Source organism: Streptomyces sp. NPDC043952 (assembly GCF_056435325.1).
On record NZ_JBWKES010000037.1, the window covers coordinates 41,048 to 65,329 of the forward strand.

Genomic DNA, 24,282 nt, shown 5'->3' on the forward strand with positions numbered 1-24,282 from the left:
AGCCTCACCGAGACGGGCCCCCGCCCACGCTTTCCGGCGCCCGTCCCCCCTCGCACGTTCACGCGGCCGTCCCCCTCCGCGCTTTCCGGCAGCCGTCCGGACCGAGTACGCCGTTCGACCACACTTCGACGGTCCGGACGGTACTGGCCATCGCTTATCGGGTATGTGCCCATTAACCCCACGAATCCGGACAGCTCGCGGCCTGGGAAGTGATCGGCGTGATCGACACCGATGGCGACTGCGCCGAGTGGACCTTTCCCGCGGAACCGGGCGCCGTGCGCAGCGCCCGGACCGCGGTCCGCGGCCAGTTGCACGGCTGGGACCTCGACTGCGTCGCCGACCTCGCCGCGCTGCTGGTGAGCGAGCTGGTCACCAACTCGCTGCGGCACGCCACCGGACCGATCGGCGTACGGCTCGTCCGGCCGGCCGGCGCCGACGACTCCCTGCTGGTCGAGGTCTCCGACCCGCTCCCCGACCCGCCGCGCGAGCGCGTCGCCCGGCCCGAGGACGAGAGCGGGCGCGGACTCCAGCTGCTCGCCGGGTCCTCGCGCCGCTGGGGCACCCGGCCCGGCACGAGCGGAAAGACCGTCTGGTTCGAACTCGCCGTGCCGCAATGACACCACCGGGGGCGCACCGGGGTGGCGCGGGGGTGTCCGGGGTGAGGCAGGGGCGCCCGAGGGGGCGGAGGGGGTGTACATCGACCGCCGCCCGGTCCACCGTGTGACCCCGGCTCGCGGACGGCCCCGGAGTGGGGGGTTCGAGGCCGTGTTCCCTGGTTAGAAGAGTGGAAGTGTGGTCACGGAGCGGTCCGAAAAACGTCTGGACCGAGCTGTGATCGTGAACACCGTGTCGCGCGGCGCCGTAGTGCTGGATACTGCGGGCAGCCGCCCCCGGTGACCGGTGCCGGGTGCGGTGAGCTGGAGGGGACGGTTCGCGTGAGCGAGATACCAGCGAAGGCCACGGAGTCCGAGGACCCGTCGGACGGCGCGAGGGAGCAGACCGCCGCGGGTGCGGCGGCGACCGGTGGCGCCCTGTGGCAGAGCAGTCCGCCCGGCTCCATGTACGACTACATAAAGGTGGCCTCCTTCGCCATCGGTCCCGACGGACTGGTGGACCAGTGGAGCCTGCGGGCCGAGCAGCTTTTCGGCATTCCGGCCGCGCGCGCCGTCGGCATGGACCCCATCGAGGCGTTCATCGACCCCGACCTGCGCGAGCAGGGCCAGCGCAAGATGGCGGAGATCCTCGACGGGCGCGAGTGGACCGGTGTCGTGCCCTTCCGGATGCCGGACCCGCCGGAGGGCGGGCGCGGCGCGGACGGTCTGGCCGAGGTCTATGTGATGCCGACCCGCACCGCGGAGGGCGAGAAGGCGGCCGTCTGCATCGTCGTCGACGTCCGTACGCTGCGCAGGATCGAGACCGATCTCGCCGCCTCCCAGGCGATATTCGGACAATCCCCCTTCGGTTTCCTGCTGCTCGACTTCGAGCTGCGGGTGCGCCGCGTCAACCAGCGGTTCGCCAACGTCTTCGGCGGCACCCCGGACGACCACCGGGGCAAGGGCGTGTTCGACTATCTGCCGCGCGCCGAGGCCGAGCGGGTCTCGGCGACGCTGCGGCGGGTCCTGGAGAGCGGCGACCCGGTCACCGACATGCACGTCACCGGGCATGTGCCGGGCTCGGAGGAGCGGCGGCACTGGTCCGTCAACCTCTATCGCGTGCACAGCGGCAGCGGCCGGCCCATCGGTGTCGCCTGGCTCGCCACCGACGTCACCTCCCGCCGTGCCGCCGCCCGCGAGGCCGCCGCCGCCCGGCGCAACCTGGCGCTGCTCAACGAGGCGGGGGCGCGGATCGGCAACTCCCTGGACCTGGAGACCACGGCCCGCGAACTCCTCGACGTCGTCGTCCCCGGCTTCTGCGACCTGGCCACCGTCGACCTCTACCAGGGGCTGCTGACCGGCGACGAGACCCCGCCCGGCATGGCCGACGGCAGCGCGGAGCTGCGCCGGGTCGCCATCGCCAGCGCGGTCGCGGACGCGCCCGCCGGACGCGCCAGCGAGACCGTCAAGGTCGGCGCCGTACACCACTTCCCCTTCAACTCCCCCTGCGCGGACGCCCTGCGCACCGCGCGGCCGCGGGCGGTGCCGGCGGAGGAGGGCAGCCTCGTGCAGTCCACGCTCGCCGTGCCGATGGTCGCGCACGACACGGTGGTGGGGCTCGTGCGGTTCTCGCGGACCAAGGGCAGCGAGCCGTTCGGCGACCGGGACCGGGACCTCGCGGTGGAACTGGCGGCGCGCGCCGCGGTCTGCATCGACAACGCGCGGCTCTACCGCCGGGAGCACGAGCGGGCGCTGATCCTCCAGCGCTCGCTGCTGCCGCCCGGCGACCCCGAGGCGTCCGGGCTGGACATCGCCTGCCGCTATCTGCCCGGCAACGCGGCGACCGAGGTCGGCGGCGACTGGTTCGACGTCATCGAACTGCCCGGCCACCGTACGGCGTTGGTGGTGGGCGACGTGATGGGCCGCGGGCTGCGGGCGGCGGTCGCGATGGGCGAACTGCGCACGGCCGTACGGACGCTGGCGCTGCTCGACCTCGAACCGGCCGAGGTGCTCTCCGCGTTGGACGAGATCGCGCGCGGGCTGGGCACGCCGGGGGGCGTGCAGCAGGCGACGCGTACGGCGCGGCAGCCCAGGGACGCCGATCTGTCGGAGGTGTACCTCGCGACCTGCGTGTACGCCGTCTACGACTCGGTGACCCGGCGATGTACGTTCGCCAACGCCGGCCATCTGCCGCCGGTGCTGGTCGAACCCGGCGAGCCCGCGCTGATGCTGGACGTGCCGCCCGGAATGCCGCTCGGGGTGGGCGGCGAGCCCTTCGAGGAGGTGGAGGTCGAACTCCCCGAGGGCGCGCTGCTCGCGCTGTACACGGACGGTCTGGTGGAGTCCCGTGACCATCCGCTGGACGAGGGGCTGCACGCGTTCGTCGGCGCGCTCACCGACCCGGCGCGGCCGCTGGAGGACGTGTGCGACCACGTGCTCAACACCCTCGACACGCACCACGGCGAGGACGACATCGCGCTGCTGATGGCCCGCGTACAGGGGCTGCCGGCCGGGTCCGTCGGCGACTGGACGCTGCCGCGGGAGCCGCGCAGTGTCGGCCGGGCGCGGGAGCACGCCCGCGCGCAACTCCTCGGCTGGGGCCTGGAGCCGCTGGTCGACACGACGGAGCTGCTGGTCAGCGAGCTGGTCACCAACGCGCTGCGGTACGGCGAGGGGGAGATCAGGCTACGGCTGCTGCTGGACCGGACGCTGGTGTGCGAGGTGTGGGACGGCGGGCTCGTCCAGCCCCGGCGCCGGCGGGCCCGCGACACCGACGAGGGCGGGCGGGGGCTGCAACTGGTGCAGTTGCTCAGCGCGGCATGGGGCTCCCGGCGCACGCCCCGCGGGAAGACGGTGTGGTTCGAACTGCCGCTGCCGGGCGCGGACGCCCCCCTCACGGACCCGGCGGAGGCACTGCTGAGCCTGTTCTGACGGCCCCTTCCGCTCGGGTACCGCGCCTGCGCACCGGGCAGCTTCCGGCGTATCGCGCTACGCCCGCGTCCGCAGCCGGCGCCGCCCCCGTGTCGCCGGGCCCCCGAACGCGGCCGGCGGGCCCCCGTCGGGGTCCTCGGCGAGGAGGATGCCGCCGAGAACGGCGCCGGGCAGGCCGGTCGTGCCGGAGTCGGCGTAGGGGGTGCCATGCGCGCGGACATCGCGTTCGGCGAGGTCGCGGGCCTCGCGGGCGGCGGTGTCGGCCGCGAAGGCGGTGCTGGTGCCCATGGCCAGGGTGCGGGCCGCCTCCGACAGGAGGGCGCGGGCCGGAGCGCCCACGGCACCGCGGTGCACCGTGACGAAGTCGTCGGCCGTGTCCAGCGAGGCGTGCGCGACGAGGAGCGCCGCCGTGTCCAGGACGCCGGAGCGGCCCGCGTCGAGTCGGTCGGCGGCGCGGGTGATCCGGCGCAGCGCGTCCAGCGGGTCGTACGGGAGGGCGCCGGTCAACTTCTCCCGGACGGCGGCCAGTACGCCGTCCGCGTGGGCCAGCCGGGCGTTCAGCTCGCCGGTCGCCAGGGCGGTGCGGGAACGTCCCCGCCGGGCCGCCGCCAGCTCCGCCTCCGCGCCGGTCAGCGCCGCCGGTACCAGCGCCGCGGCCTCCCGCAGCCGGGCGGCGATCCGCTCCACGCCGCTCACCAGGGTCTCGGCCTGGGCCACCGCACCCTCGGCGGCGCGCAGGTTTTGGGCCGCGTGGTCCCCGTCGGCGGCTTCGACGCACCGGCGGGCCTCGTTGAGGCGGGCGGTGGCGAACAGCAGGCGGTCCTTGGCCTGTTCGACCGATCCGGCGACCGGGTCGGTGGCCGAGGACGCGTACCGCTTCCGCAGCGCTGCGAGGGTGGCGTGGGCGGCCACCGCCCGCGCCGCCAGCCCCCGGAACCTGCCCTCCGCCACGTCCAGCGCCGCGCCGGCCCCCGGTCCCTCCAGCCCCCGCAACTGATCCAGGGCCGCGGCCTCGGCGTCCAGCCGCCGCCCGGCCTCCGCGCACCGCCCGACCACCCCGGCCAACGCCTGCCGCCGCGCCCCCGCCTCCGCGGGCAGCCCCTGCTCGTACCTCCGCCACATCGCGAACGCCGCCACCAGCTCGGCCTCCGCCGCACGCAGGGCACGCGCGAAGTCCGCGATCCCGCTCTCCGCTCCGTCCCCGGAAACCCCCCGCCCCAGACCATCGGCCGCCTCCGCCCGTACTCGCCGGAAACGCCCGCTCACGGCCTCCACCTCCGCCCCGAACCGAGCCCGCCCATCCGCCACGGCGGGCACCCGCGCCTCCGGGGTCACCTCGCAGCCTTCTTCCACGGCCTCCACTGCGGGCCCGGCCTCCGCCCCGGCTCCCACCGGCGCCTCCCGCACTCCCGTCCCGCCGCCCTTCCCCGCCCCGAATCTCTCCCGCACGAAGCCGAGTTCCTCCCGGCTGGTCCGTACGCAGTCGTCGGCCAGCACCAGCGCGATCCGGGCCTGGCGCTCGGCGTCGGCGAGGGTGGGCGGTGCCGGGCGGGTCGCCGGCGTCCCCGGCGTCGTACGGGTCCGGGCGCGGCGGACGCGGCGCAGGTAGCCGTAGGCCGCCAGTACCGCCGCCGCGGCCACGGCGATGAGGGGGAGCACGTAGTCCGCCGTGGACGTGCCGCCCCGCGCCAATGCCGCCGCGTCGGCCGGCGTTCCGGCGGAGGTGGCGGGAACGGGCGGGCTCGTGGCGACCGTCAGCAACGGCACCATCAGCCACCCGGCCCCCAGCAGGGTACCCAGCACGGCATGCGTCACCCGCACCCGTATGTGCGCCTTGGCACACCGGGGGCGGCCCCGGAACAGGGAGGACGTCACATTTCGGAGCGTATGGGGGAGTGGACCGCACCGCGAGCGGGGCTGATACGGGTGGGGGACCAGGCGGACAGGGGGACGGGATGGACGCGGAGCCCGCCCCGGCGCCAGCCCGCGCCGCCCCAGGAGTCCCCGGCGCCGCCGCCCCCGATCGCGTACGTCCAGTCGAACGCGCGCACCGCCATCGGCGTCCAGCAGGAGAACGGATTGTGAGTGAGCGTCACCTACGTACGCCGGTGGTTACGGCGATCACTCCATGAAGAATTGTTGGCCAATGATTGACCTTTCGTTGTAGGTTCTCGGCATGCCCATCCGGTCGGCTGACCACCGGCGAACGGATGGCGCTCAGGGGGTGGTGGTCTCGCACTCGGCGTCCGCTTCGATCCGTTCGGTCGGGCCCTCTGTGGTGAACGACCATCGATACCGTGGAGGACCCCTCTATGCGCAGGCTGCTTGCCGTCTCCCCGCTCATCACGGTCTGACCGCCGCCTTCATGGACGGCGACCTCTTCTGGTCCTCCGGCGTGGTCGCGCTCGCCGCCGTGACGATGACGGGCGCAAGTGTGCTGCTCAGCGCGCGGACCTACGGGGTACTGCGCCTGCACCACGACGACCGCGTCCGCGACCGGTGCGACTCCGTGTTCACCGACTCCGTGTTCCCCCTCCATGGCGAGGCCCTGGCCGCCTAGATGAACAGTCGTGTCACCGTCGCCCGCCTCCGCATACCCCTCTGGCTGGTCCCGTTGCCGTGGACCGTCGCACTGGGGCTGTGGGGCCTGTCCCGGCAGCACAGCGTCTGGCGGGACGAGGCCGCCACCTGGCAGATGGCCCTGCGGTCCGTCCCCGACATCTGGCACATGCTGGGACGGGTCGACGCCGTGCACGGGCTGTACTACCTGCTGATGCACGGGCTGTTCACCTGCTTCGGAGCAAGCACCACCACCCTGCGGCTCCCCTCGGTCCTGGCCATGGCGGTGGCCGCCATGTGCGTGGCGGCCATCGGGCAACGCCTGGCGGGGGTGTGGGCCGGCCTCGGGGGAGGGCTGGCCTTCGGGCTGCTGCCGGCCGTGCAGTTCTACCTCCAGGAAGGCCGTCCGTGCGCGCTGGTGGCGGCCGGAGCCGGCGTCTCGACGCTGCTGCTGGTGACCGCGTCCGGCGAGCGCCGCGCAACGGGCCGCTGGCTGGCGTACTCGGGCACGGTCCTGCTGTGCGCGCTGCTGAACTGGCTGTCCCTGCTGATCCTGCCCGCGCACCTGGCGACCCTCGGGTGGGCCGGGGCCGGACGCAGGACCCTCGGGCGCTGGGCGGTGGCCGCGGCGGCGGCAGCCACCGCCGCCTCGCCGTTGATCCTCTTCAGCCGGAGCCAGTCCGACCAGGTCTCCTGGATCCCCCCCGCTCACCTGGCACACGCTGATCGGCCCGGCGGTCCTGCTGGCGATCGGCGGACTCTGCGCCCTGCTGGACGGACCGGAGGCGGGCCGGCTGTCGGTGACGGCCGTCGGGCTGCCGCTGCTGGCGGTGCCCCAACTCGCCCTCGTCGCGATCTCCGTCGGCAAACCCATGTTCGTGGACCGCTACGTGCTCTTCACGATGCCGGGCCTGGCCCTGCTGATCGGCACGGCGCCGGCCAGGGCCGTGCGCGCGGCCGCGGTCCGGTTCCCCCGTGGGTCACGGTGGCTCGTCCCGCTGGCGCTCGTGGTGGCGGTGGCGGCGCTGATGCCGCAGTCCCTGGCCAAGCGGTCCCCCGGCAGCCGGGTCGACGACGTGCTGTCGGTGGCCGGTGAGGTACGGCAGTTGAAGAGACCCGGCGATGGGGTCCTCTTCGTCCCGGCGGCCCGGCGCGACACCGCGCTGGTCTCCCCCCGCGACTTCGCCGGGCTGCGGGATCTCGCGCTCGCCGAGAGCCCCGTGGAGTCCGGGACGCTCAAGGGCGAGGAGGCCGGTCCGCGACGGATACGCGCCGCGATGCCGGCTCACCGGCGCATACTCCTCGTCACCGATGCGTCCCGCGTGTCCCGGCCGGTCTCCGCGGAGCGGGACCGGACCAAAGCCGCCGTGCTGGCGGCCCGCTTCACGGTCGTGGCGGACATACAGGTCCGGGGCCGGCGGGTCACGCTGTACCAGCGTCTCCCGTGACACCGGAGCGGGCCGGGCGGGGAGCGAGGCACCGGCTGACACCCTGCGATACCGATACTGCGGGGCAGAAGGCGCTCCCGCCGGCCCGGTCCAAGTGCGGGCCCGGCTCGGGGACGTGCTCGCGACCGAGGAGCCCAACGGCATGCGCCTGGACCACCCGGCGACCCGGACCGCGATCCTCGCCTCCACGCGGCGGACCCTCGCCGCCGGCTCCCAGGGCGCCCACTTCGACCTGGAACCCCTGCACTCCGGTGACCCCCACCAGACCGACCCCTTCCCGCGCTTCCACTCCTTCTGGGGCGCGCCCACCGGCCATCCCGAGCGGTGGTCGCGGGCGTACTCCGGGCAGGCGGCCCGCCGGTGCGCGCGTGGTCCTCCTGCTGCAGCGCGACGATCCGCTGCTGGAGGGTGCGGATCAGCTCCAGGCCGGTGCGGTCGCCGACGTGGGCGAGGCGCGGGTACTCGTGGCCGCCGAAGTTGCGCTGGGAGATCCGGCCGTCCGCCGTGCGGTCGAACAGCGCGCCCCAGCTCTCCATCTCCCACACCCGCTGCGGGGCCTCCCGCGCGTGCAGCTCGGCCATCCGCCACTGGTTGAGGAACTTGCCGCCGCGCAGGGTGTCGCGGAAGTGCGTCTGCCAGGTGTCGTGCCCGTTGGCGTTGGCCAGCGCCGCCGCGATGCCGCCCTCGGCCATCACCGTGTGCGCCTTGCCGAACAGGGACTTGCAGATCACCGCCGTACGGGCGCCCCGCTCGCGCGCCTCGATTGCGGCCCGCAGCCCGGCGCCCCCGGCCCCGACCACGACGACGTCCCACTCCTGGCGGTCCACCACGGGCATCAGAAGAACCTCGGATCGTCGAAGACACCGGACGCGAGCAGGTACACGTAGAGGTCGGCGACCGCCACCTTGAGCAGGGAGGCCCACGCCAGCTGCATGTGCCGGGCGTTGAGCCGGCTCACGAGCCCCCAGGCCCGGTAGCGCACCGGATGCCGGGAGAAGTGCTTGAGCCGGCCGCCGACGATGTGCCGGCAGGAGTGGCAGGAGAGGGTGTGCGACCAGATCAGCGCGATGTTGACCAGGAAGACCAGGGTGCCGAGGCCCATGTGGCCCCACCGGTGGTGCGCGTCGCGGAAGGCCAGGGCGGTGTCGTAGGTCAGCACCCCGGCGACGAGCAGGGCCGCGTAGAAGAAGTAGCGGTGGAGGTTCTGGAGGACCAGCGGGAAGCGGGTCTCGCCGGTGTACCTCCGGTGCGGCTCGGCCACCGCGCAGGCGGGCGGGGCGGCCCAGAAGCCGCGGTAGTAGGCCTTGCGGTAGTAGTAGCAGGTCAGCCGGAAGCCCAGCGGGAAGACCAGGATGACGACGGCCGGCGAGATGCCCCACCAGCCGCCGAAGAGGTCCGCGTTCGGACCGCCGGGCATGGACCGGCAGTCGTGCGCCAGGCAGGGGGAGTAGAACGGCGAGACGTACGGCGACGCGTAGTAGTCCGCGTCGGCGAAGGCGCGCCAGGTCGAGTAGGCGACGAAGGCCGGCAGACCGGCCGCGGTGCCGGCGGGCGCCAGCCACCAGCGGTCGGTCCGTAAGTGGGCGGCGGCGATCGCGGCGCGTCCGGGGGCGCGCACCCCGCCCTGGTGCCGGTCCTCGTGTCGGTGTTCCGTGCCAGTGGCCAAGACAGCACTCCGCTCGGCTCGGGGAACAGGGGCGGATCAGGGGGCGTGCCGGTCACGGGCGCCCAGGCCCTCGTCGTCCGAGTCCGTCCACAGGCTGATGTCGTACGGCGTGTCGGAGATGGTGACGAGGTCGGGCCGGGCGGCGGACCCCTGGGCGGCGGCCGCCTCGCGCAGCAGCGCCACGCTCTCGCGCAGATGAGCGGCGTCCAGCCGGGCCCGGCGGATCTCCGGGCCCCCGCCGAGCTGCCGCTCCAGCCGGTCCAGCGACCGCCGCAGGTCGTCGAGGCTGCGCTGGGCCGTGGTCAGGTCGTCGTGCACGGACATGATGGGCCCTCACTTCCGCGGTGCTGCGGTACAGGCGGCCTTGCTCATGCGCCTGAGAGTGTCGCGCGTCACAGCCGGTGCTGTGAAGGCGTCTGCACGGATCGGACCGGCGCCCGGCGCTCGTCCCGGTGTGTTTGCGCCGCACGGGTGGGCTTGCCGTCCGCCGCCGCCGTGTCGCTCGTGGTCGGCGGAGCGTTTCCTCTTCAGTAGCCGCATCGATCTGATCAGCTCCAAATACCGCCAAACGTGATCATATCGCTCGCGGCTTCCCGGAGGTAGCAGAGATGTCCCACCACGGCGTCGGCCTGCGCGCGGCCCTGCGCTCGGCCGCCTTCCTCACCGCGGGCGCGCTCGCGGTTCCGCTGCTCGCGGCCTGCGGCTCGGACGAGGACGTGGCCAAGCCGCTCGCCGCGCAGGACATCGATCTGGTCGCCCGCAGTCAGGTGGCCGACGGCGGCACCCTGCGCTGGGCCGTGGACGACCTCCCGGAGACGCTGAACACCTACCAGGCCGACGCCGACACCGGCACCACCCGCGTCGCCCAGGCCACGCTGCCCGCCATGTTCCGGATGGACGCCACCGGCCGGCCGGTCGCCAATCCCGCCTACCTGGAGTCCGCCAAGGTCATCGAGACCGAGCCGCGCCAGGTGGTGCTGTACAAGCTGAACCAGCAGGCCGTGTGGAGCGACGGCCGGGAGATCGGCGCCGCCGACTTCGTCGCCCAGTGGCGCGCCCTGTCCGGGAAGGACAGCGCCTACTGGACCGCGCGCAACGCCGGGTACGACCGCATCGAGAAGATCGAGCGTGGCGCCAACGACCTCCAGGTCCGGGTCACCTTCTCCCGCCCCTACGCCGACTGGAAGTCGCTGTTCTCGCCGCTGTACCCGAAGGACGTCATGGGCACCCCGGACGCCTTCAACGACGGCGCCCGCCGCAAGCTGGCCATCAGCGCGGGCCCCTTCAAGGTGGACAAGGTCGACACCATCGCCCAGGACATCGTGCTGACCCGCAACCCCCACTGGTGGGGCCGGCCCGCCAAACTGAACCAGATCGTGTTGCACACCGTGCCCCGCGACAAGCGGGTCGGCGCGCTCGCCGACGGCACCGCGGACCTCGCCGACCTCGACCCGGCCGACGCCCAGCGGATCGGGCTCGCCGCGAGCGGCAAGGGCGGCTCCTCCCCGCTCCGGGGCGGCGGGAAGACATCGCTCGCGACGCTGCGCTCCTGGGCGCGCGCCCACGGGCTGGACTCCGCCGACGTCAGGGCGGGCCGCACCGGGCTGGCCCGCGCCATCTCCGAGTACCTCGACCAGCAGCAGGCCCTCAGGGCCTACGGCGTGCGCAAGTCCCTGGAGCCCGCCTACACCCAGCTCGCCCTCAACGGCGCCTCCGGACCGCTCACCGACGAGCGGGTCCGCCGGGCCATCGCGCGCGCCCTGGACCGCAAGGAGATCGCCCGCCTGGTGCTGACCCCGCTGGGGCTGCCCGCCGTACCCGTCGGCAGCCATCTCGCGCTGTCCGGGCAGCCCGCCTACGCCGACGACAGCGGGGCGCTCGGCGCGCAGGACACCAAGGCGGCGCAGGCGCTGCTCGCGGACGCCGGCTGGGTGCCCGGCGGCCCGGTCAAGGAGGAGAAGAAGGGGCAGAAGGCGGCCGGGCCCGAGAGCGGCCAGGAGGAGAAGTCGGACGGCGGCCACGACGGCGAGTACATCGTCGGCGAGGACAACAAGGGCGACGCCGGCGGCAAGCACCTCGCTCAGGAGGGCCGGCACGGGGGAGCGGCGGGCGCGTACGCCCCGAAGGGCACGGCGGCGCCGGCCGCCGGGGCGAAGACCGGGCCGCTGGCCAAGGACGGCAAGGCGCTCACGCTGCGCTTCGTGCTGCCCTCCGGGCCCGGCTCGGACACGCTGAACACCGTGGCCAACCGGATCTCCGCGATGCTGGACCGGCTCGGCATCGTCACCACGATCACCAAGGTGTCCGACGAGAGCTACTTCAAGGACCACATCGCCGCCGGCGACTTCGATCTCGCGCTGTATTCCTGGCCGTCCTCCGCCTTCCCCGCGACGGACGCCCGGCCGATCTACGCCAAGCCGCTGCCGGGCGCCGACGGCTCGGTGAACGTCGAGCAGAACTACACCCGCGTCGGCACCGACCAGGTCGACCAGCTCTTCGAACAGGCGGCCACGACGCTGGACGAGGACGAGGCGAAGTCCCTGATCAGGCAGGCCGACAGCCGCATCTGGGCCACCGCCGGCTCCATCCCGCTCTACCAGCGCCCGCAGCTGGTGGGGGCGCGCAAGGACCTGGTCAACGCGGGGGCGTTCGGCTTCCAGACACCGGTGTACGAGGACATGGGATTCCTCAAGAAGGGGGCCAGGATCTCACCGAGCCCGTCGCGCGGCTGAGGGGTCCCGGAGCCCCTGCGGAGGCCGACCCGGCCGGGGCCACGTACCATGGGGTGAGGCCGTGGCGTGTCAAGCCCGGCAGGCCCGCGTCACGGACGTACGCAGCAGGGCCTTCTCACCACTTCGGGAGTACGCCGCACTATGGCCACGCGCCACGACATCCGCAACGTCGCCATCGTCGCCCACGTCGACCACGGCAAGACCACCATCGTCGACGGCATGCTGAAGCAGGCCGGCGCGTTCGCCGCCCACCAGCTCGACCAGGTCGACGACCGGGTCATGGACTCGAACGACCTGGAGCGTGAGAAGGGCATCACGATCCTCGCCAAGAACACGGCGGTGAAGTACCACCCCAAGGACGGCGGGGAGGTCATCACCATCAACATCATCGACACCCCCGGCCACGCCGACTTCGGCGGCGAGGTCGAGCGCGGTCTGTCGATGGTGGACGGCGTGGTGCTGCTGGTGGACGCCTCCGAGGGCCCCCTCCCGCAGACCCGCTTCGTGCTGCGCAAGGCGCTCCAGCAGCGGCTGCCCGTCATCCTGTGCATCAACAAGACGGACCGCCCGGACGCCCGCATCGACGAGGTCGTCAACGAGACGTACGACCTCTTCCTCGACCTGGACGCGGACGAGGAGCAGATCGAGTTCCCGATCGTCTACGCCTGCGGCCGTGACGGCGTCGCCTCGCTGACCAAGCCGGAGGACGGCACCGTCCCCGCCGACAGCGACAGCCTGGAGCCGTTCTTCTCCACGATCCTGGAGCACATCCCGGCCCCGACGTACGAGGAGGACGCGCCGCTCCAGGCCCACGTCACCAACCTCGACGCCGACAACTTCCTCGGCCGTATCGCGCTGCTCCGCGTCGAGCAGGGCGAGCTGCGCAAGGGCCAGACCGTGGCCTGGATCAAGCGCGACGGCACCATCAGCAACGTGCGCATCTCCGAGCTGATGATGACCGAGGCGCTCACCCGCAAGCCCGCCGAGGTGGCCGGCCCCGGTGACATCTGTGCCGTCGCCGGCATCCCGGACATCATGATCGGCGAGACCCTGGCCGACCCGGAGAACCCGGTCGCGCTGCCGCTGATCACGGTGGACGAGCCGGCGATCTCCATGGTCATCGGCACCAACACCTCCCCGCTGGTCGGCCGCGGCGGCACCGGCAAGGGCGCCGACGCGAAGGCGGCCGTCAAGGACCGCAAGGTCACCGCCCGCCAGGTCAAGGACCGCCTGGACCGCGAGCTGATCGGCAACGTCTCGCTGCGCGTCCTGGACACCGAGCGCCCCGACGCCTGGGAGGTGCAGGGCCGCGGTGAGCTGGCGCTCGCCATCCTGGTCGAGCAGATGCGCCGCGAGGGCTACGAGCTGACCGTCGGCAAGCCCCAGGTCGTCACCAAGGAGGTCGACGGCAAGGTCTACGAGCCGGTCGAGCGCATGACCATCGACGTGCCCGAGGAGCACATGGGCGCCGTCACCCAGCTCATGGGCGTCCGCAAGGGCCGCATGGACAACATGTCGAACCACGGCTCCGGCTGGGTGCGCATGGAGTTCGTGGTGCCCTCGCGCGGTCTGATCGGCTTCCGTACCGAGTTCCTGACCCAGACCCGCGGCACCGGCATCGGCCACTCCATCCACGAGGGCCACGAGCCCTGGTTCGGCACCCTGACGACCCGTAACAACGGCTCGCTGGTCGCCGACCGCGCCGGTGCCGTCACCGCGTTCGCGATGACGAACCTCCAGGAGCGCGGCGTGCTGTTCGTGGAGCCGGGCACCGAGGTGTACGAGGGCATGATCGTCGGCGAGAACTCGCGCGCCGACGACATGGACGTCAACATCACCAAGGAGAAGAAGCTCACCAACATGCGGTCCTCGACGGCCGACGTGGCGGAGTCCATCGTGCCGCCGCGCAAGCTGTCGCTGGAGCAGTCGCTGGAGTTCTGCCGTGACGACGAGTGCGTCGAGGTGACCCCGGAGGCCGTTCGCATCCGCAAGGTGAACCTCGACCAGCGCGAGCGCGCCCGCGCCGCGAGCCGCGCCAAGCACGGCTGATCCAGGGCGGCTTGAACCCGGATCCCCCCTTCGTGGGGGGCTCCGGGTTTTTTGCAACCCGTTTTCCAGTCGCGTATGTCCGACATGCGGAGATCGATGCCCGATACCCATATAACACGTCCGTTTCGCGCCTTCTTCGGCCAGACGCTTTGTCCAGATATTGAAAGGTCTGGGCGACAGCTGTGACTGAATCGAGATCTACGGGCAGTGGTCGGTGCTTCCGCCCATGGCAGATAGTTAGCCGCGTAGCGCTCGGGTCAATGGGTCACGCGCTGTGGGGACAGTCGCGTCGACTCACGAGCACCAAGGGGTGCCTGAGCCTCCGTCAGGGGTGTCGGGGGCAAGGCCGGAACCCTCTCCTGTAGGTGTACGCGTGCAGTCGTGAGGAGGAACACCCATGCGCGGTGTCATAAGCAACAGGCGGATCGGTTCTTCGCTTCCCGTCGTGTGATCAGGTCCTGGAACTACGCGCGTCCGCCTGCCGGTTCGCGCGTCCTCGGAGTACCCGGACACCCTGCACACTCATACCCGTGAAACGGATGAACCGTGACAAGTCCTATCGACATGGGCGGCGGCGGAACCGCGGTCGTCTCCGGCGATCCAGGGCCGAAGACGACGGGCGAGCCCGCCGTGCCGATGGGCCGGTCCCCCGGCCAACTGATGTGGACGCGCTTCAAGCGTGACCGCACCGGCGTGATCTCGGCCTACGTGGTGGGCTTCTTCTTCCTGATCGGCCTGCTCGCCCCGCTGATCTCCAAGGTGTACGGCAAGAACCCGTACACGGTCTACGCGGACGATCGCCCGGATCTCTTCGACAGCGCCGGTGTGCCGGTGCATCCCAACGGCGGCATCAGCGGCCAGTTCTGGTTCGGGCTCGAACCCGGCAACGGCTACGACGTCTTCACCAAGCTCATCTACGGCATCCGCACCTCGCTGATGATCTCGGTCGCCGTCACCCTCGCGGTCGTCGTCACCGGCATCCTGCTCGGGGTGGTGGCCGGCTACGTCGGCGGCAAGACCGACTACCTCCTCGGCCGGGTCATCGACTTCCTGCTCGCCTTCCCCGCGCAGCTGTTCTTCATCGCGAGCATGCCGGTCGTGGTCTCCCTGTTCGTCAGCCCCCGCGACGAGACGCCGACCTACGTCCGGGTGGTCGCGCTGATCATCGTCCAGTGGTTCCTGGGCTGGATGGGCCTCGGCCGCATCCTGCGCGGCACCGCACTCGCCCTGCGCGAGCGGGAGTTCATCGAGGCGGCCAAGGTCAGCGGGGCCTCGCCGTGGCGGATCATCCGCAAGGAGATCCTGCCGAACATCGTCACCCCGCTGCTGGTGCAGTCGACGTATCTGCTGCCCAACTTCGTGACCGCCGAGGCGGGTCTGTCCTACCTGGGCGTGGGCATCGTCGAACCCACGCCGGACTGGGGGCAGATGTTCGCCAAGGCGTCCACGGAACTGGTGATGCAGAACGACATCACCTACATGTTCTTCCCGGGCATTTCGATGATCATCTTCGTGGTCGCGTTCAACCTGCTCGGCGACTCGGTCCGCGACGCGTTCGACCCCAAGACCGCGCGCTGACCCGCACCGCGGCGGCCGGCGGGAGACGGGCCCGTCCGGCGGCTCCTTCGCACAGCACGGCACTTCAGCACTCCCCGCACCACACCAGAGTCCTTTTCATGCCGGTGACGGATGAAACGCACCGGTGACATACAGATGGGTGGGAATCCTCGTGACGAGTAGGGGCGGACGCCACGCATACGGCGCGCTCTCCGTGCTCGCGGCCGGAGCTCTCGTGCTCACCGGTTGCAGCAAGGGCGGCAGCGACGCCGGCGACAACAAGAAGCAGGACGAACAGAACGCCCAGCGCCAGCAGGCCTCCATCAAGTTCGGCGGCACGGCCGACTCCACCGGGCCCGCGGCCCCGGTGCCCGGCGCCAGGAACGGCGGCAGCATGGAGGTCCTCCAGCGCGACAGCTACGCGCACCTGGACCCCGCGCAGATCTACGTCAACGACGAGATGACGGTCGCGCAGCTGATCCACCGCGGCCTCACCGGCTACAAGGCGACCAGCAACGACGGCAAGAAGCACGAGGTGGTCGGCGACCTCGCCACCGACTCCGGCACCACCACCGACGGCGGCAGGACCTGGAAGTACACGCTCAAGGACGGCATCAAGTTCGCCGACGGCACACCGATCACCTCCACGGACGTCCGCCAGACCTTCGAGCGACTCTTCGCGCCGTTCATCAACCAGGGCCCGACCTACATCCAGCAGTGGCTCGCGAACACCAGCGGCACCACCTACCGCAAGCTGCTGCCCGACGGCCCCTACAAGGGCAAGCACCTGCCCGACAGCGTGCTGTCCACGCCCGACGCCAAAACCATCGTCTTCCACTTCCAGAAGCCGCACCCGGACCTGCCGTACGCGCTGGCCATGGCCGGTTACTCCGTCGTCTCCGCCAAGGGCGACACCAAGGAGAAGTACGACAAGAACCCGGTCACCAGCGGCCCGTACAAGATCCAGTCGTTCCAGTCCGGCAAGTCGATGGTGCTGGTCAAGAACCCGAACTGGGACCCGAAGACGGACCCGATCCGCCACCAGTACGTGGACCGGTTCAACATCACCTTCAACCAGCAGTTCGAGGCGTCCACCAAGGCGCTGCTCGCCGACAGCGGCCCCGACCGGACGGGCATCAGCTGGAACAACCAGGTCGACGCGGGCAACCTGTCCGAGGTGCTGCGGGACCCGAAGCTCAAGTCGCGGGTGGTCTCCGGCTACCAGCCGTACGTGGGCCAGATGAACATCAACATGAGCAAGCCCGAGATGAAGGACATCCGGGTCCGCCAGGCGATCGCCTACGCCCTGCCGGTCACCCCGTTCGTCCGCGCCTACGGCGGCACCGACGCCATGGAGATCGCGGGCGGCCTCATCAGCCCGACCGTCAGCGGCTACGACCCCTCCTTCGACCCCTACGGCAAGAAGAAGAAGCCGGCGGGGGACCCCGACAAGGCCCGCGCCCTGCTCAAGGCGGCCGGCAAGCTCAACATGAAGCTGACCTTCGGCTACATCAACACCCCCGAGGGCCAGCAGTACTCCACCGCCATGGCGGCCGGCCTGAAGAAGGCCGGCTTCAACGTCCAGCGGCAGGAGATCCCGGCCGAGACCTTCTACGACCAGGTCTCCAAGCTGAACAACCCCTACGACATCTTCCACACGGCCTGGGGCGCCGACTGGCCCTCCGCCTCCACGGTCCTGCCGCCGCTGTACGACGGCCGGCAGATCGCCGACGGCGCCACGAACTACTCGCAGGTGGACGACCCACACGTGAACAGCGAGATCGACCGCATCAACACCATCACCGACCCGGTCAAGTCCGCGGCCGAGTGGGAGAAGCTCGACAAGTACCTGCTCACCAAGGTGGTCAACGAGGTTCCGACCGCGTACTACAAACAGACCCAGATCGCCGGCTCCAAGGTCGGCGGCCTCGTCTACGACGACGTGATCGGCGGCGTCGACCCGCGTCGCCTCTTCATCAAGTAACCGTCTCCCGCCGCTCCCCGGCGCGCCTCACCGCCAGGCGCGCCGGGCAGCGCCCGGACCGCCGACGTCTGAGAGCTGCCCTGTCATGCTGCGCTTCCTCGTCCGCCGGATCATCGGTGCCGTCGTCATCCTGTTTCTGCTGAGCATCGTCACGTTCGTGCTGTTCTTCGGGGTGCCCCGAGACCCGGCGCTGCTGATGTGCGGCAAGACCTGCAACCCGGACAGCATCGCGAACATCCACCATGTGCTCGGCCTCGACAAGCCCCTCACCGAGCAGTACTGGATCTTCCTGCACAACCTCGTCATGGGCAGCGACCAGTTCGCCCAAGGGCCCTGCCCGGCACCGTGTTTCGGATACTCGTACCACACCAACGACCCGGTCTGGTCCACCCTGATGGACCGGCTGCCCACCACCGTCTCGCTCACCCTGGGGGCGGCCGTCTGCTTCCTGGTCGTGGGCCTCGGCACCGGTCTGCTCGCCGCCTGGCGGCGCGGCACCCTGATCGACAAGACGGCCACCGCGGGCGCCATGGTCATCAGCGCGCTCCAGATCTACTTCCTCGGCCCGCTCGCCCTCGCGATCCTCGTCTACCAGACCCACTGGTTCGACAAACCCGCCTACAACGACTTCACCGGCAACCCGCTGAGCTGGTTCACCGGGCTGATCATCCCCTGGGTGGTGCTGTCCACGATCTTCGCCGCGCAGTACACCCGTATGGCGCGCTCCGCGATGATCGAGCAGCTCCAGGAGGAACATGTGCGCACCGCCCGCGCCAAGGGCATGTCCCGCAGATACGTCTTCTTCCGCTACGCCTGGCGCGGCTCGCTGATCCCGATCGTCACCATCTTCGGCATCGACCTCGGCTCCCTGCTCGGCGGCGCCATCATCACCGAGTACACCTTCGGGCTGCCGGGGCTCGGCCAACTCGCCGTGCAGTCCGTGTTCTTCAGCGATCTGCCGCTGCTGCTCGGGGTGATGCTGTTCGCCGCCACCATGATCCTGGTCTTCAACATCGTCGTCGACGCCGCCTATGCCTTCATCGACCCGCGCGTGCGGCTGGCCTAGAGGAGAGACATCCATGAGCACCCCTCTCCTGTCCGTGCGGGACCTGCACGTCAGCTTCAAGACCGAGGACGGCGTCGTACGGGCCGTGGACCGGCTCTCCTTCGATCTGGAGCGCGGCCGGACGCTCGGCATCGTGGGCGAGTCCGGCTCGGGCAAGTCGGTGACGAACCTGACCATCCTCGGCCTGCACAACCCGATGTTCACCACCGTCGAGGGCGAGATCCTGCTGGACGGGCAGGAGCTGACCACCGCCCGCGAGCCGGAGCTGGAGAAGCTGCGCGGCAACAAAGTCGCCATGATCTTCCAGGACCCGCTCACCGCGCTCTCCCCGTACTACACCGTCGGCCGGCAGATCGCCGAGCCGTACATGAAGCACAACGGCGCCTCCAGGAAGCAGGCGTGGGAACGCGCCGTCGAGATGCTCGGCAAGGTCGGCATCCCCCACCCCCGGCAGCGGGCCAAGGACTACCCGCACCAGTTCTCCGGCGGCATGCGCCAGCGCGCCATGATCGCCATGGCCCTGGTCTGCGATCCCGACCTGCTCATCGCGGACGAACCGACCACCGCGCTCGACGTGACCGTACAGGCCCAGATTCTCGACCTGTTGAAGGACCTGCAACAGGAGTTCGGATCGGGCATCATCTTCATCACCCACGACTTGGGGGTGATCGCCGACATGGCCGACGACATCATGGTGATGTACGCGGGCAGCGCGGTCGAGCGGGGCACCACCGGACGGGTGCTGCGCTCGCCCCAGCACCCGTACACCTGGGGACTGCTGAACTCCATGCCGCGCCTGGACTCCGACACCGGCGCGCGGCTGTCCCCGATACCGGGCGCCCCGCCCTCCCTGCTGAACCCGCCGTCCGGCTGCCGTTTCCACCCGCGCTGCGCCTTCCGGGGCCGGGTGGCGGGAGCGGACCGCTGTACGACCGAACGCCCGCCGCTCGCCACCGACCGGGCGTCCGCCTGCCATCTGACCGCAGACCAGAAGCGCACCATCTTCATCGAGGAGATCAAGCCCCGCCTGGGCTAGGAGGACACTGTCATGACAGAGGACCTGGTCCTCCCGGCCCAGCGCCCGCAGGGCCCCGCCCCGGACGGGGAACCGCTGCTCGAAGTCAGGGGCCTGACCAAGCACTTCCCGGTCAAGGGCGGCTTCCCGATCCGCCGTACCGTCGGGCAGGTGCAGGCCGTGGACGGCATCGACCTGAGCGTGCGCACCGGTGAGAGCTTCGGGCTCGTCGGCGAGTCGGGCTGCGGCAAGTCCACCACGGGCCGGCTGATCACCCGGCTCATGGAGCCGACCGCCGGCACCGTCACCTACCGCGGCCGGGACATCAGCCACGCCTCGCGCAAGCAACTGGCGCCGATCCGCTCCGAGATACAGATGATCTTCCAGGACCCGTACTCGTCGCTGAACCCGCGGCAGACGGTCGGCACCATCATCTCCGGGCCGATGGAGATCAACGGCCTCAAGCCGGCGGGCGGCCGGGAGAAACGGGTGCGCGAGCTGCTGGAGATCGTCGGCCTCAACCCCGAGCACTACAACCGCTTCCCGCACGAGTTCTCCGGCGGCCAGCGCCAGCGCATCGGCGTGGCACGGGCACTGGCCCTGGAGCCCAAGCTGATCGTGGCCGACGAGCCGGTCTCCGCGCTGGACGTCTCCATCCAGGCCCAGGTGGTCAACCTGCTCCAGCAGGTGCAGAACGACCTGGGCATTGCGTTCCTCTTCATCGCCCATGACCTCGCGGTGGTACGGCACTTCTCGCAGCGGGTCGCGGTGATGTACCTCGGCAAGATCATCGAGGTGGGCGACCGGGACTCCATCTACACCCGCCCCCGTCACCCCTACACGCACGCCCTGCTGTCCGCGGTCCCCGAGGTCAACCTCACGGACGAGGACACGGGCGGCCGGGAGCGCATCCGCCTGGCCGGCGACGTGCCCTCGCCCATCTCCCCGCCGTCGGGCTGCCGCTTCCGCACGCGCTGCTGGAAGGCCCAGGACAAGTGTGCCGCCGAGGAGCCGCCCCTGGTCCGGATCTCCGGCAACCACGAGGGCCACCTGACGGCCTGCCACTTCCCGGAGGAGCCGACGATCGAGGGCCGCGAGGAGGACATCGTGCTGGACCCGGCGCTGGCCGCACTGGAGGACACGGGACCGGGCGAGGGGGAGGACACGGCCGAGGGGGAAGGCCAGCCGTAACGCCCTGCCGCGGACACGCAGAAGGCCCGTGCGGATGCGCACGGGCCTTCGCTCCCCTGGGAGCGGACGGTCATGGGCTCGGGTCAATGGGCCGCACAGTCCGTTCCATGGCGGGACGGTCGACGAAAGGGGTGTGTCAGACCGCTGCCTCGGGGTCCTTGGAGAGACGGGGGGCCGGGACCGTCTCCGCCGTCTCGGGGTAGTGGCACGCCGTCAGGTGGCCCGGCTTGTTGCCCTCGACCTGGACCAGCGGCGGGGCCTCCGAGGCGCACTTCTCGGTCGCCTTCCAGCAGCGGGTGCGGAAGCGGCAGCCGGACGGCGGGTTGATCGGCGAGGGCACGTCGCCGACCAGGCGGATGCGCTCGCGCGGCACCTCGTCCACCGTCGCCTCGGGCACCGCGGACAGCAGCGCGCGGGTGTAGGGGTGACGCGGGTTGCCGTACAGGTCGTCGCGGTCGGCGATCTCCACGATCTTGCCGAGGTACATCACCGCGACGCGCTGCGAGAAGTGCCGGACGATCGCGAGGTCGTGGGCGATGAAGACGAACGCGATGCCCAGTTCCCGCTGGACCTTCTGGAGCAGGTTGACGACCTGCGCCTGGATGGAGACGTCCAGCGCGGAGACCGGCTCGTCGGCCACGATCAGCTTCGGGTCCAGGGCCAGTGCCCGTGCCACGCCGATGCGCTGGCGCTGGCCGCCGGAGAACTCGTGCGGGAAGCGGTTGTAGTGCTCGGGGTTGAGGCCGACGATCTCCAGCAGCTCGCGCACCCGCTTCTCGCGACCGCCCGCCGGGTTGATGTCGTTGATCTCCATCGGTCCGGCGATGATCTTGCCGACCGTGTGCCGCGGGTTCAGCGAGGCGTACGGGTCCTGGAAGATCATCTGGATCTCGGAGCGGATCGGCGCCAGTTCCCTGCGGCCCGCGTGCGTGATGTCCTGCCCGCGGTAGGAGATCTTGCCGGCGGTCGGCTCCAGCAGGCGGGTGATCAGCCGGCCGGTGGTCGACTTGCCGCAGCCGGATTCGCCGACCAGACCGAGGCTCTCGCCCTCGGAGACCTGGAAGTCCAGCCCGTCGACGGCCTGTACCGCGCCGACGGTCCGCCGGATCGGGAAGCCGCCCTTGATGGGGAAGTGCTTCGTGAGCCCGGAGACGTCCAGAAGGGGGTTCGTGTTGCTCATGGGGGTGAAGTCCCGTCTCTTTACGTCAGTGGGCCTTGGCCGGGTCGGCGAGGTACTCGAGCCGCTGCTCGTCCGTCAGATGGCAGGCGTTGCCGCGGCCGTCCACGATCTCCAGCACCGGGCTCTCCTTGGCGCACCTGCCGCCCTCCACCTTGTCGGCGAAGACGCAGCGCGGGTGGAAACGGCAGCCGGTGGGCGGGTTCAGCAGCGAGGGCGGCGAGCCCGGAATCGGGTTCAGCGGCACGTCCACGGGGCCGTCCAGGCTCGGCATGGAGCCCAGCAGGCCGTAGGTGTACGGGTGCTGGGGAGACCTCAGTACCTCGCGCTTCGTGCCGCGCTCCACGCACCGGCCGCCGTACATCACCAGCACGTCGTCGGCGATGTCCGCGATCACCCCCAGATCGTGGGTGATGAAGATGATCGAGGTGCCGAACTCCTGCTGGAGGTCCTTGAGCAGGTCCATGATCTGGGCCTGCACGGTCACGTCGAGCGCGGTGGTCGGCTCGTCGGCGATCAGCAGCTTCGGGTCGCACACCAGGGCCATGGCGATCATCGCGCGCTGGCGCATACCGCCGGAGAACTCGTGCGGGTAGTTGTCCACCCGCTGGTCCGGCTGCGGGATGCCGACGCGCTTCAGCATCTCGATCGCCCGTGCGCGGGCCTCCTGCTTGGAGGCGCCGGTGTGCTTGCGGTACACCTCGCCGATCTGCGTGCCGATGGTGTGGTACGGCGACAGCGAGGCCAGGGCGTCCTGGAAGATCATCGCCATCTTGTTGCCGCGGAGTCGTTCCAGGGTCTTCTCGGAAGCCCCGTTCAGTTCCTCGCCGTCGAGCTCGATGGAGCCCTCGACCGTGGTGCTGTCGGGGTTGTGCAGGCCCAGGATGGTCAGGTTGGTGACCGACTTGCCCGACCCGGACTCACCGACGATGCCCAGCGTCTTGCCGCGTTCGAGGTCGAAGGAGAGACCATCGACGGCCTTGACGATGCCGTCCTCGGTCGAGAAGTGCACCTTCAAGTCCTTGATGGACAGAAAGGGCTGCGAATCGGTGCTCGTCACGGGGACGCTCCAGGAGGGGTGATGCGGGGTAGCAGGTGGGGGCGAGGCGGGGTCAGGCGAGCCGGATCCGCGGGTCGATCATGGCGTAGACGGCGTCCACGACGATGTTCGCGAAGATCACGAACGCGGCGGTGATGATCATGACGCCGAGCAGCATGGGGAGGTCGTTGGTGGTCACCGACTTCACCGCCAGCATGCCCAGGCCCTGGAGGCTGAAGGTCTTCTCGGTGATCATCGCGCCACCGAGCAGAACGCCCAGGTCGATGCCGAAGATGGTGACGATCGGTCCCATGGCGCCGCGCCAGGCGAAGCGGAAGAAGACGTTGCGCGCGGACAGGCCCTTGGCGCGGGCGGTGCGGACGTAGTCCTCGCTCAGCGTCTCGACCAGCTGCGAGCGGGTCATACGGGTGTAGTTGGCGGTCCAGATGAGCGCCAGTACCAGCCACGGCACGAGGAGTCCGGTGAACCAGCCGGCCGGGTCGCTGGTGAAGGGGGTGTACGCGGGCTGGTCGAGCAGGTGCGTCTGGTAGACGAGGAGGTACAGGGCCAGCGGGCCGACGAAGTAGATCTGCATCGACGAGGCGACCAGCGAGGAGGAGCTGGCGATCTTGTCCACGGACTTGCCCTGCTTCACCGCGGCCAGCATGCCCGTGCCGATACCGAAGATCAGGAAGACGACCGCGGAGCCGAGGGCCAGGGAGGCCGTGGTCGGGAACCGGTCCCAGATCGTCGACCAGACGGGCTCGCGGTTGACGAACGAGTAGCCCAGGCACGGGGCGTCGCAGTTGCCGAAGCCGGGGTAGTTGCGGCCCGCGAAGATGCCGGTCAGCCAGTGCCAGTACTGGACCGGCAGCGGCTGGTCGATCCCCATGTTGTGCCGGATGACGGTGAGCGTCTCCGGCGTGCAGACCTTGCCGCAGGCGATCCGGGCCGGGTCGCGCGGCACCGCGTAGAAGAGCATGAACGTGATCGCGCTGATGATCAGCAAGGTGACCAGGGCGCCGAGGACTCGGCGGACGAGGAAGCGAAGCATGGGGGTTGGCTTTCCTGGGAGGGCCGTCGTACGGAGCGGGCCGGGCCGGGGTGACCGGAGGCCCGGTGGACGAGCCGAGGGTGGGGGGGGGGGGGGGCGCCCCCCCCCCCCCGGGGGGGGCCGGAATCTGAGTACCACCGGGGGAGAACGCAGCCGTCAAAAGTCAGGTTCCCCCCCAAATTGCATAAGCCTGAGCCGTGGAGGTACAAGCGCTTCACCTA

At 70.8% G+C, this 24,282-nt stretch carries 16 protein-coding genes and 2 pseudogenes; 11 read left to right on the forward strand and 7 right to left on the reverse strand.

The genetic code is table 11. From position 1 onward, the window contains the following. The first annotated feature begins 209 nt into the window (after positions 1-209). Both AC069R_RS28865 and AC069R_RS28870 read left to right on the forward strand, forming a co-directional pair. Positions 210-617: an ATP-binding protein gene (locus tag AC069R_RS28865; protein ID WP_478769707.1), complete on the forward strand. Its 408-nt coding sequence runs from the start codon at positions 210-212 to the stop codon at positions 615-617. A gap of 318 nt (positions 618-935) precedes the next feature. Then, the gene (locus AC069R_RS28870; protein WP_478769708.1) at positions 936-3,524 is read left to right on the forward strand and encodes a SpoIIE family protein phosphatase; all 2,589 of its coding nucleotides are present in this window, start codon (positions 936-938) and stop codon (positions 3,522-3,524) included. Positions 3,525-3,581: 57 nt separating this feature from the next. On the opposite strand, the gene AC069R_RS28875 is transcribed toward AC069R_RS28870, so the two are convergent. Next, positions 3,582-5,399, reverse strand: coding sequence for a hypothetical protein (locus AC069R_RS28875; RefSeq protein ID WP_478769709.1), 1,818 nt, complete (start codon positions 5,397-5,399; stop codon positions 3,582-3,584). Between the two features lie 490 nt (positions 5,400-5,889). Between AC069R_RS28875 and AC069R_RS28880 the strand changes: the two genes are divergently transcribed. Next, a complete protein-coding gene (locus tag AC069R_RS28880; protein WP_478769710.1) occupies positions 5,890-6,084 on the forward strand; it encodes a hypothetical protein in 195 nt (64 codons plus the stop codon). Beyond that, positions 6,085-7,531 (forward strand): annotated as a pseudogene (locus AC069R_RS28885) (glycosyltransferase family 39 protein). It begins immediately after the preceding gene. 355 nt (positions 7,532-7,886) lie between these two features. Here the strand turns inward: AC069R_RS28885 and AC069R_RS28890 are convergent. The 3 genes and pseudogenes from AC069R_RS28890 to AC069R_RS28900 all read right to left on the reverse strand — a co-directional run. Beyond that, positions 7,887-8,367: pseudogene (locus AC069R_RS28890) on the reverse strand (FAD-dependent oxidoreductase); the annotation flags it as partial. Next, a complete protein-coding gene (locus AC069R_RS28895) occupies positions 8,367-9,197 on the reverse strand; it encodes a hypothetical protein (RefSeq protein WP_478769711.1) in 831 nt (276 codons plus the stop codon). The gene AC069R_RS28895 and the pseudogene AC069R_RS28890, both read right to left, overlap by 1 nt. 36 nt (positions 9,198-9,233) lie before the next feature. After that, on the reverse strand, positions 9,234-9,521 hold the full coding sequence (locus AC069R_RS28900) for a hypothetical protein (RefSeq protein ID WP_478769712.1): 288 nt from the start codon (positions 9,519-9,521) through the stop codon (positions 9,234-9,236). A gap of 284 nt (positions 9,522-9,805) precedes the next feature. On the opposite strand from AC069R_RS28900, the gene AC069R_RS28905 reads away from it, so the two are divergent. From AC069R_RS28905 to AC069R_RS28935, 7 genes are all read left to right on the forward strand, one after another. Further along, a complete protein-coding gene (locus tag AC069R_RS28905) occupies positions 9,806-11,929 on the forward strand; it encodes an ABC transporter family substrate-binding protein (RefSeq protein WP_478769713.1) in 2,124 nt (707 codons plus the stop codon). A gap of 141 nt (positions 11,930-12,070) precedes the next feature. Next, the gene (gene typA / locus AC069R_RS28910) at positions 12,071-13,978 is read left to right on the forward strand and encodes a translational GTPase TypA (RefSeq protein ID WP_397984221.1); all 1,908 of its coding nucleotides are present in this window, start codon (positions 12,071-12,073) and stop codon (positions 13,976-13,978) included. A gap of 546 nt (positions 13,979-14,524) precedes the next feature. Beyond that, complete coding sequence (locus tag AC069R_RS28915; RefSeq protein ID WP_478769714.1) at positions 14,525-15,556, forward strand: ABC transporter permease; 1,032 nt, start codon at positions 14,525-14,527, stop codon at positions 15,554-15,556. Positions 15,557-15,707: 151 nt separating this feature from the next. Next, a complete protein-coding gene (locus AC069R_RS28920; RefSeq protein ID WP_478769715.1) occupies positions 15,708-17,519 on the forward strand; it encodes an ABC transporter substrate-binding protein in 1,812 nt (603 codons plus the stop codon). An 85-nt stretch (positions 17,520-17,604) separates the two neighbouring features. Next, positions 17,605-18,585 (forward strand): ABC transporter permease, encoded by a 981-nt coding sequence (locus tag AC069R_RS28925; protein WP_478769716.1) that lies wholly within the window; start codon positions 17,605-17,607, stop codon positions 18,583-18,585. 13 nt (positions 18,586-18,598) lie between these two features. After that, on the forward strand, positions 18,599-19,621 hold the full coding sequence (locus AC069R_RS28930) for an ABC transporter ATP-binding protein (RefSeq protein WP_478769717.1): 1,023 nt from the start codon (positions 18,599-18,601) through the stop codon (positions 19,619-19,621). A gap of 12 nt (positions 19,622-19,633) precedes the next feature. Continuing rightward, the gene (locus AC069R_RS28935; protein WP_478769718.1) at positions 19,634-20,791 is read left to right on the forward strand and encodes an ABC transporter ATP-binding protein; all 1,158 of its coding nucleotides are present in this window, start codon (positions 19,634-19,636) and stop codon (positions 20,789-20,791) included. A 136-nt stretch (positions 20,792-20,927) separates the two neighbouring features. Here AC069R_RS28935 and AC069R_RS28940 read toward each other — a convergent pair whose 3' ends face one another. From AC069R_RS28940 to AC069R_RS28950, 3 genes are read right to left on the reverse strand one after another with little or no spacing between them, the layout of a single operon-like run. After that, positions 20,928-21,971, reverse strand: a complete 1,044-nt coding sequence (locus AC069R_RS28940; protein WP_478769719.1) for an ABC transporter ATP-binding protein — start codon at positions 21,969-21,971, stop codon at positions 20,928-20,930. A gap of 25 nt (positions 21,972-21,996) precedes the next feature. Then, entirely contained in the window at positions 21,997-23,028 is a 1,032-nt protein-coding gene (locus AC069R_RS28945) for an ABC transporter ATP-binding protein (RefSeq protein WP_478769720.1), read from the reverse strand. 52 nt (positions 23,029-23,080) lie between these two features. Then, the gene (locus AC069R_RS28950; RefSeq protein WP_478769721.1) at positions 23,081-24,061 is read right to left on the reverse strand and encodes an ABC transporter permease; all 981 of its coding nucleotides are present in this window, start codon (positions 24,059-24,061) and stop codon (positions 23,081-23,083) included. Between the last annotated feature and the right edge of the window lie 221 nt (positions 24,062-24,282).

Coding starts and splice junctions, on each gene's coding strand:
- AC069R_RS28880 (WP_478769710.1), top strand. CDS start 5,890: ATGGACGGCGACCTCTTCTGGTCCTCCGGCGTGGTCGCGCTCGCCGCC.
- AC069R_RS28900 (WP_478769712.1), bottom strand. CDS start 9,521: ATGTCCGTGCACGACGACCTGACCACGGCCCAGCGCAGCCTCGACGAC.
- AC069R_RS28905 (WP_478769713.1), top strand. CDS start 9,806: ATGTCCCACCACGGCGTCGGCCTGCGCGCGGCCCTGCGCTCGGCCGCC.
- typA (WP_397984221.1), top strand. CDS start 12,071: ATGGCCACGCGCCACGACATCCGCAACGTCGCCATCGTCGCCCACGTC.
- AC069R_RS28925 (WP_478769716.1), top strand. CDS start 17,605: ATGCTGCGCTTCCTCGTCCGCCGGATCATCGGTGCCGTCGTCATCCTG.
- AC069R_RS28930 (WP_478769717.1), top strand. CDS start 18,599: ATGAGCACCCCTCTCCTGTCCGTGCGGGACCTGCACGTCAGCTTCAAG.
- AC069R_RS28935 (WP_478769718.1), top strand. CDS start 19,634: ATGACAGAGGACCTGGTCCTCCCGGCCCAGCGCCCGCAGGGCCCCGCC.
- AC069R_RS28940 (WP_478769719.1), bottom strand. CDS start 21,971: ATGAGCAACACGAACCCCCTTCTGGACGTCTCCGGGCTCACGAAGCAC.
- AC069R_RS28950 (WP_478769721.1), bottom strand. CDS start 24,061: ATGCTTCGCTTCCTCGTCCGCCGAGTCCTCGGCGCCCTGGTCACCTTG.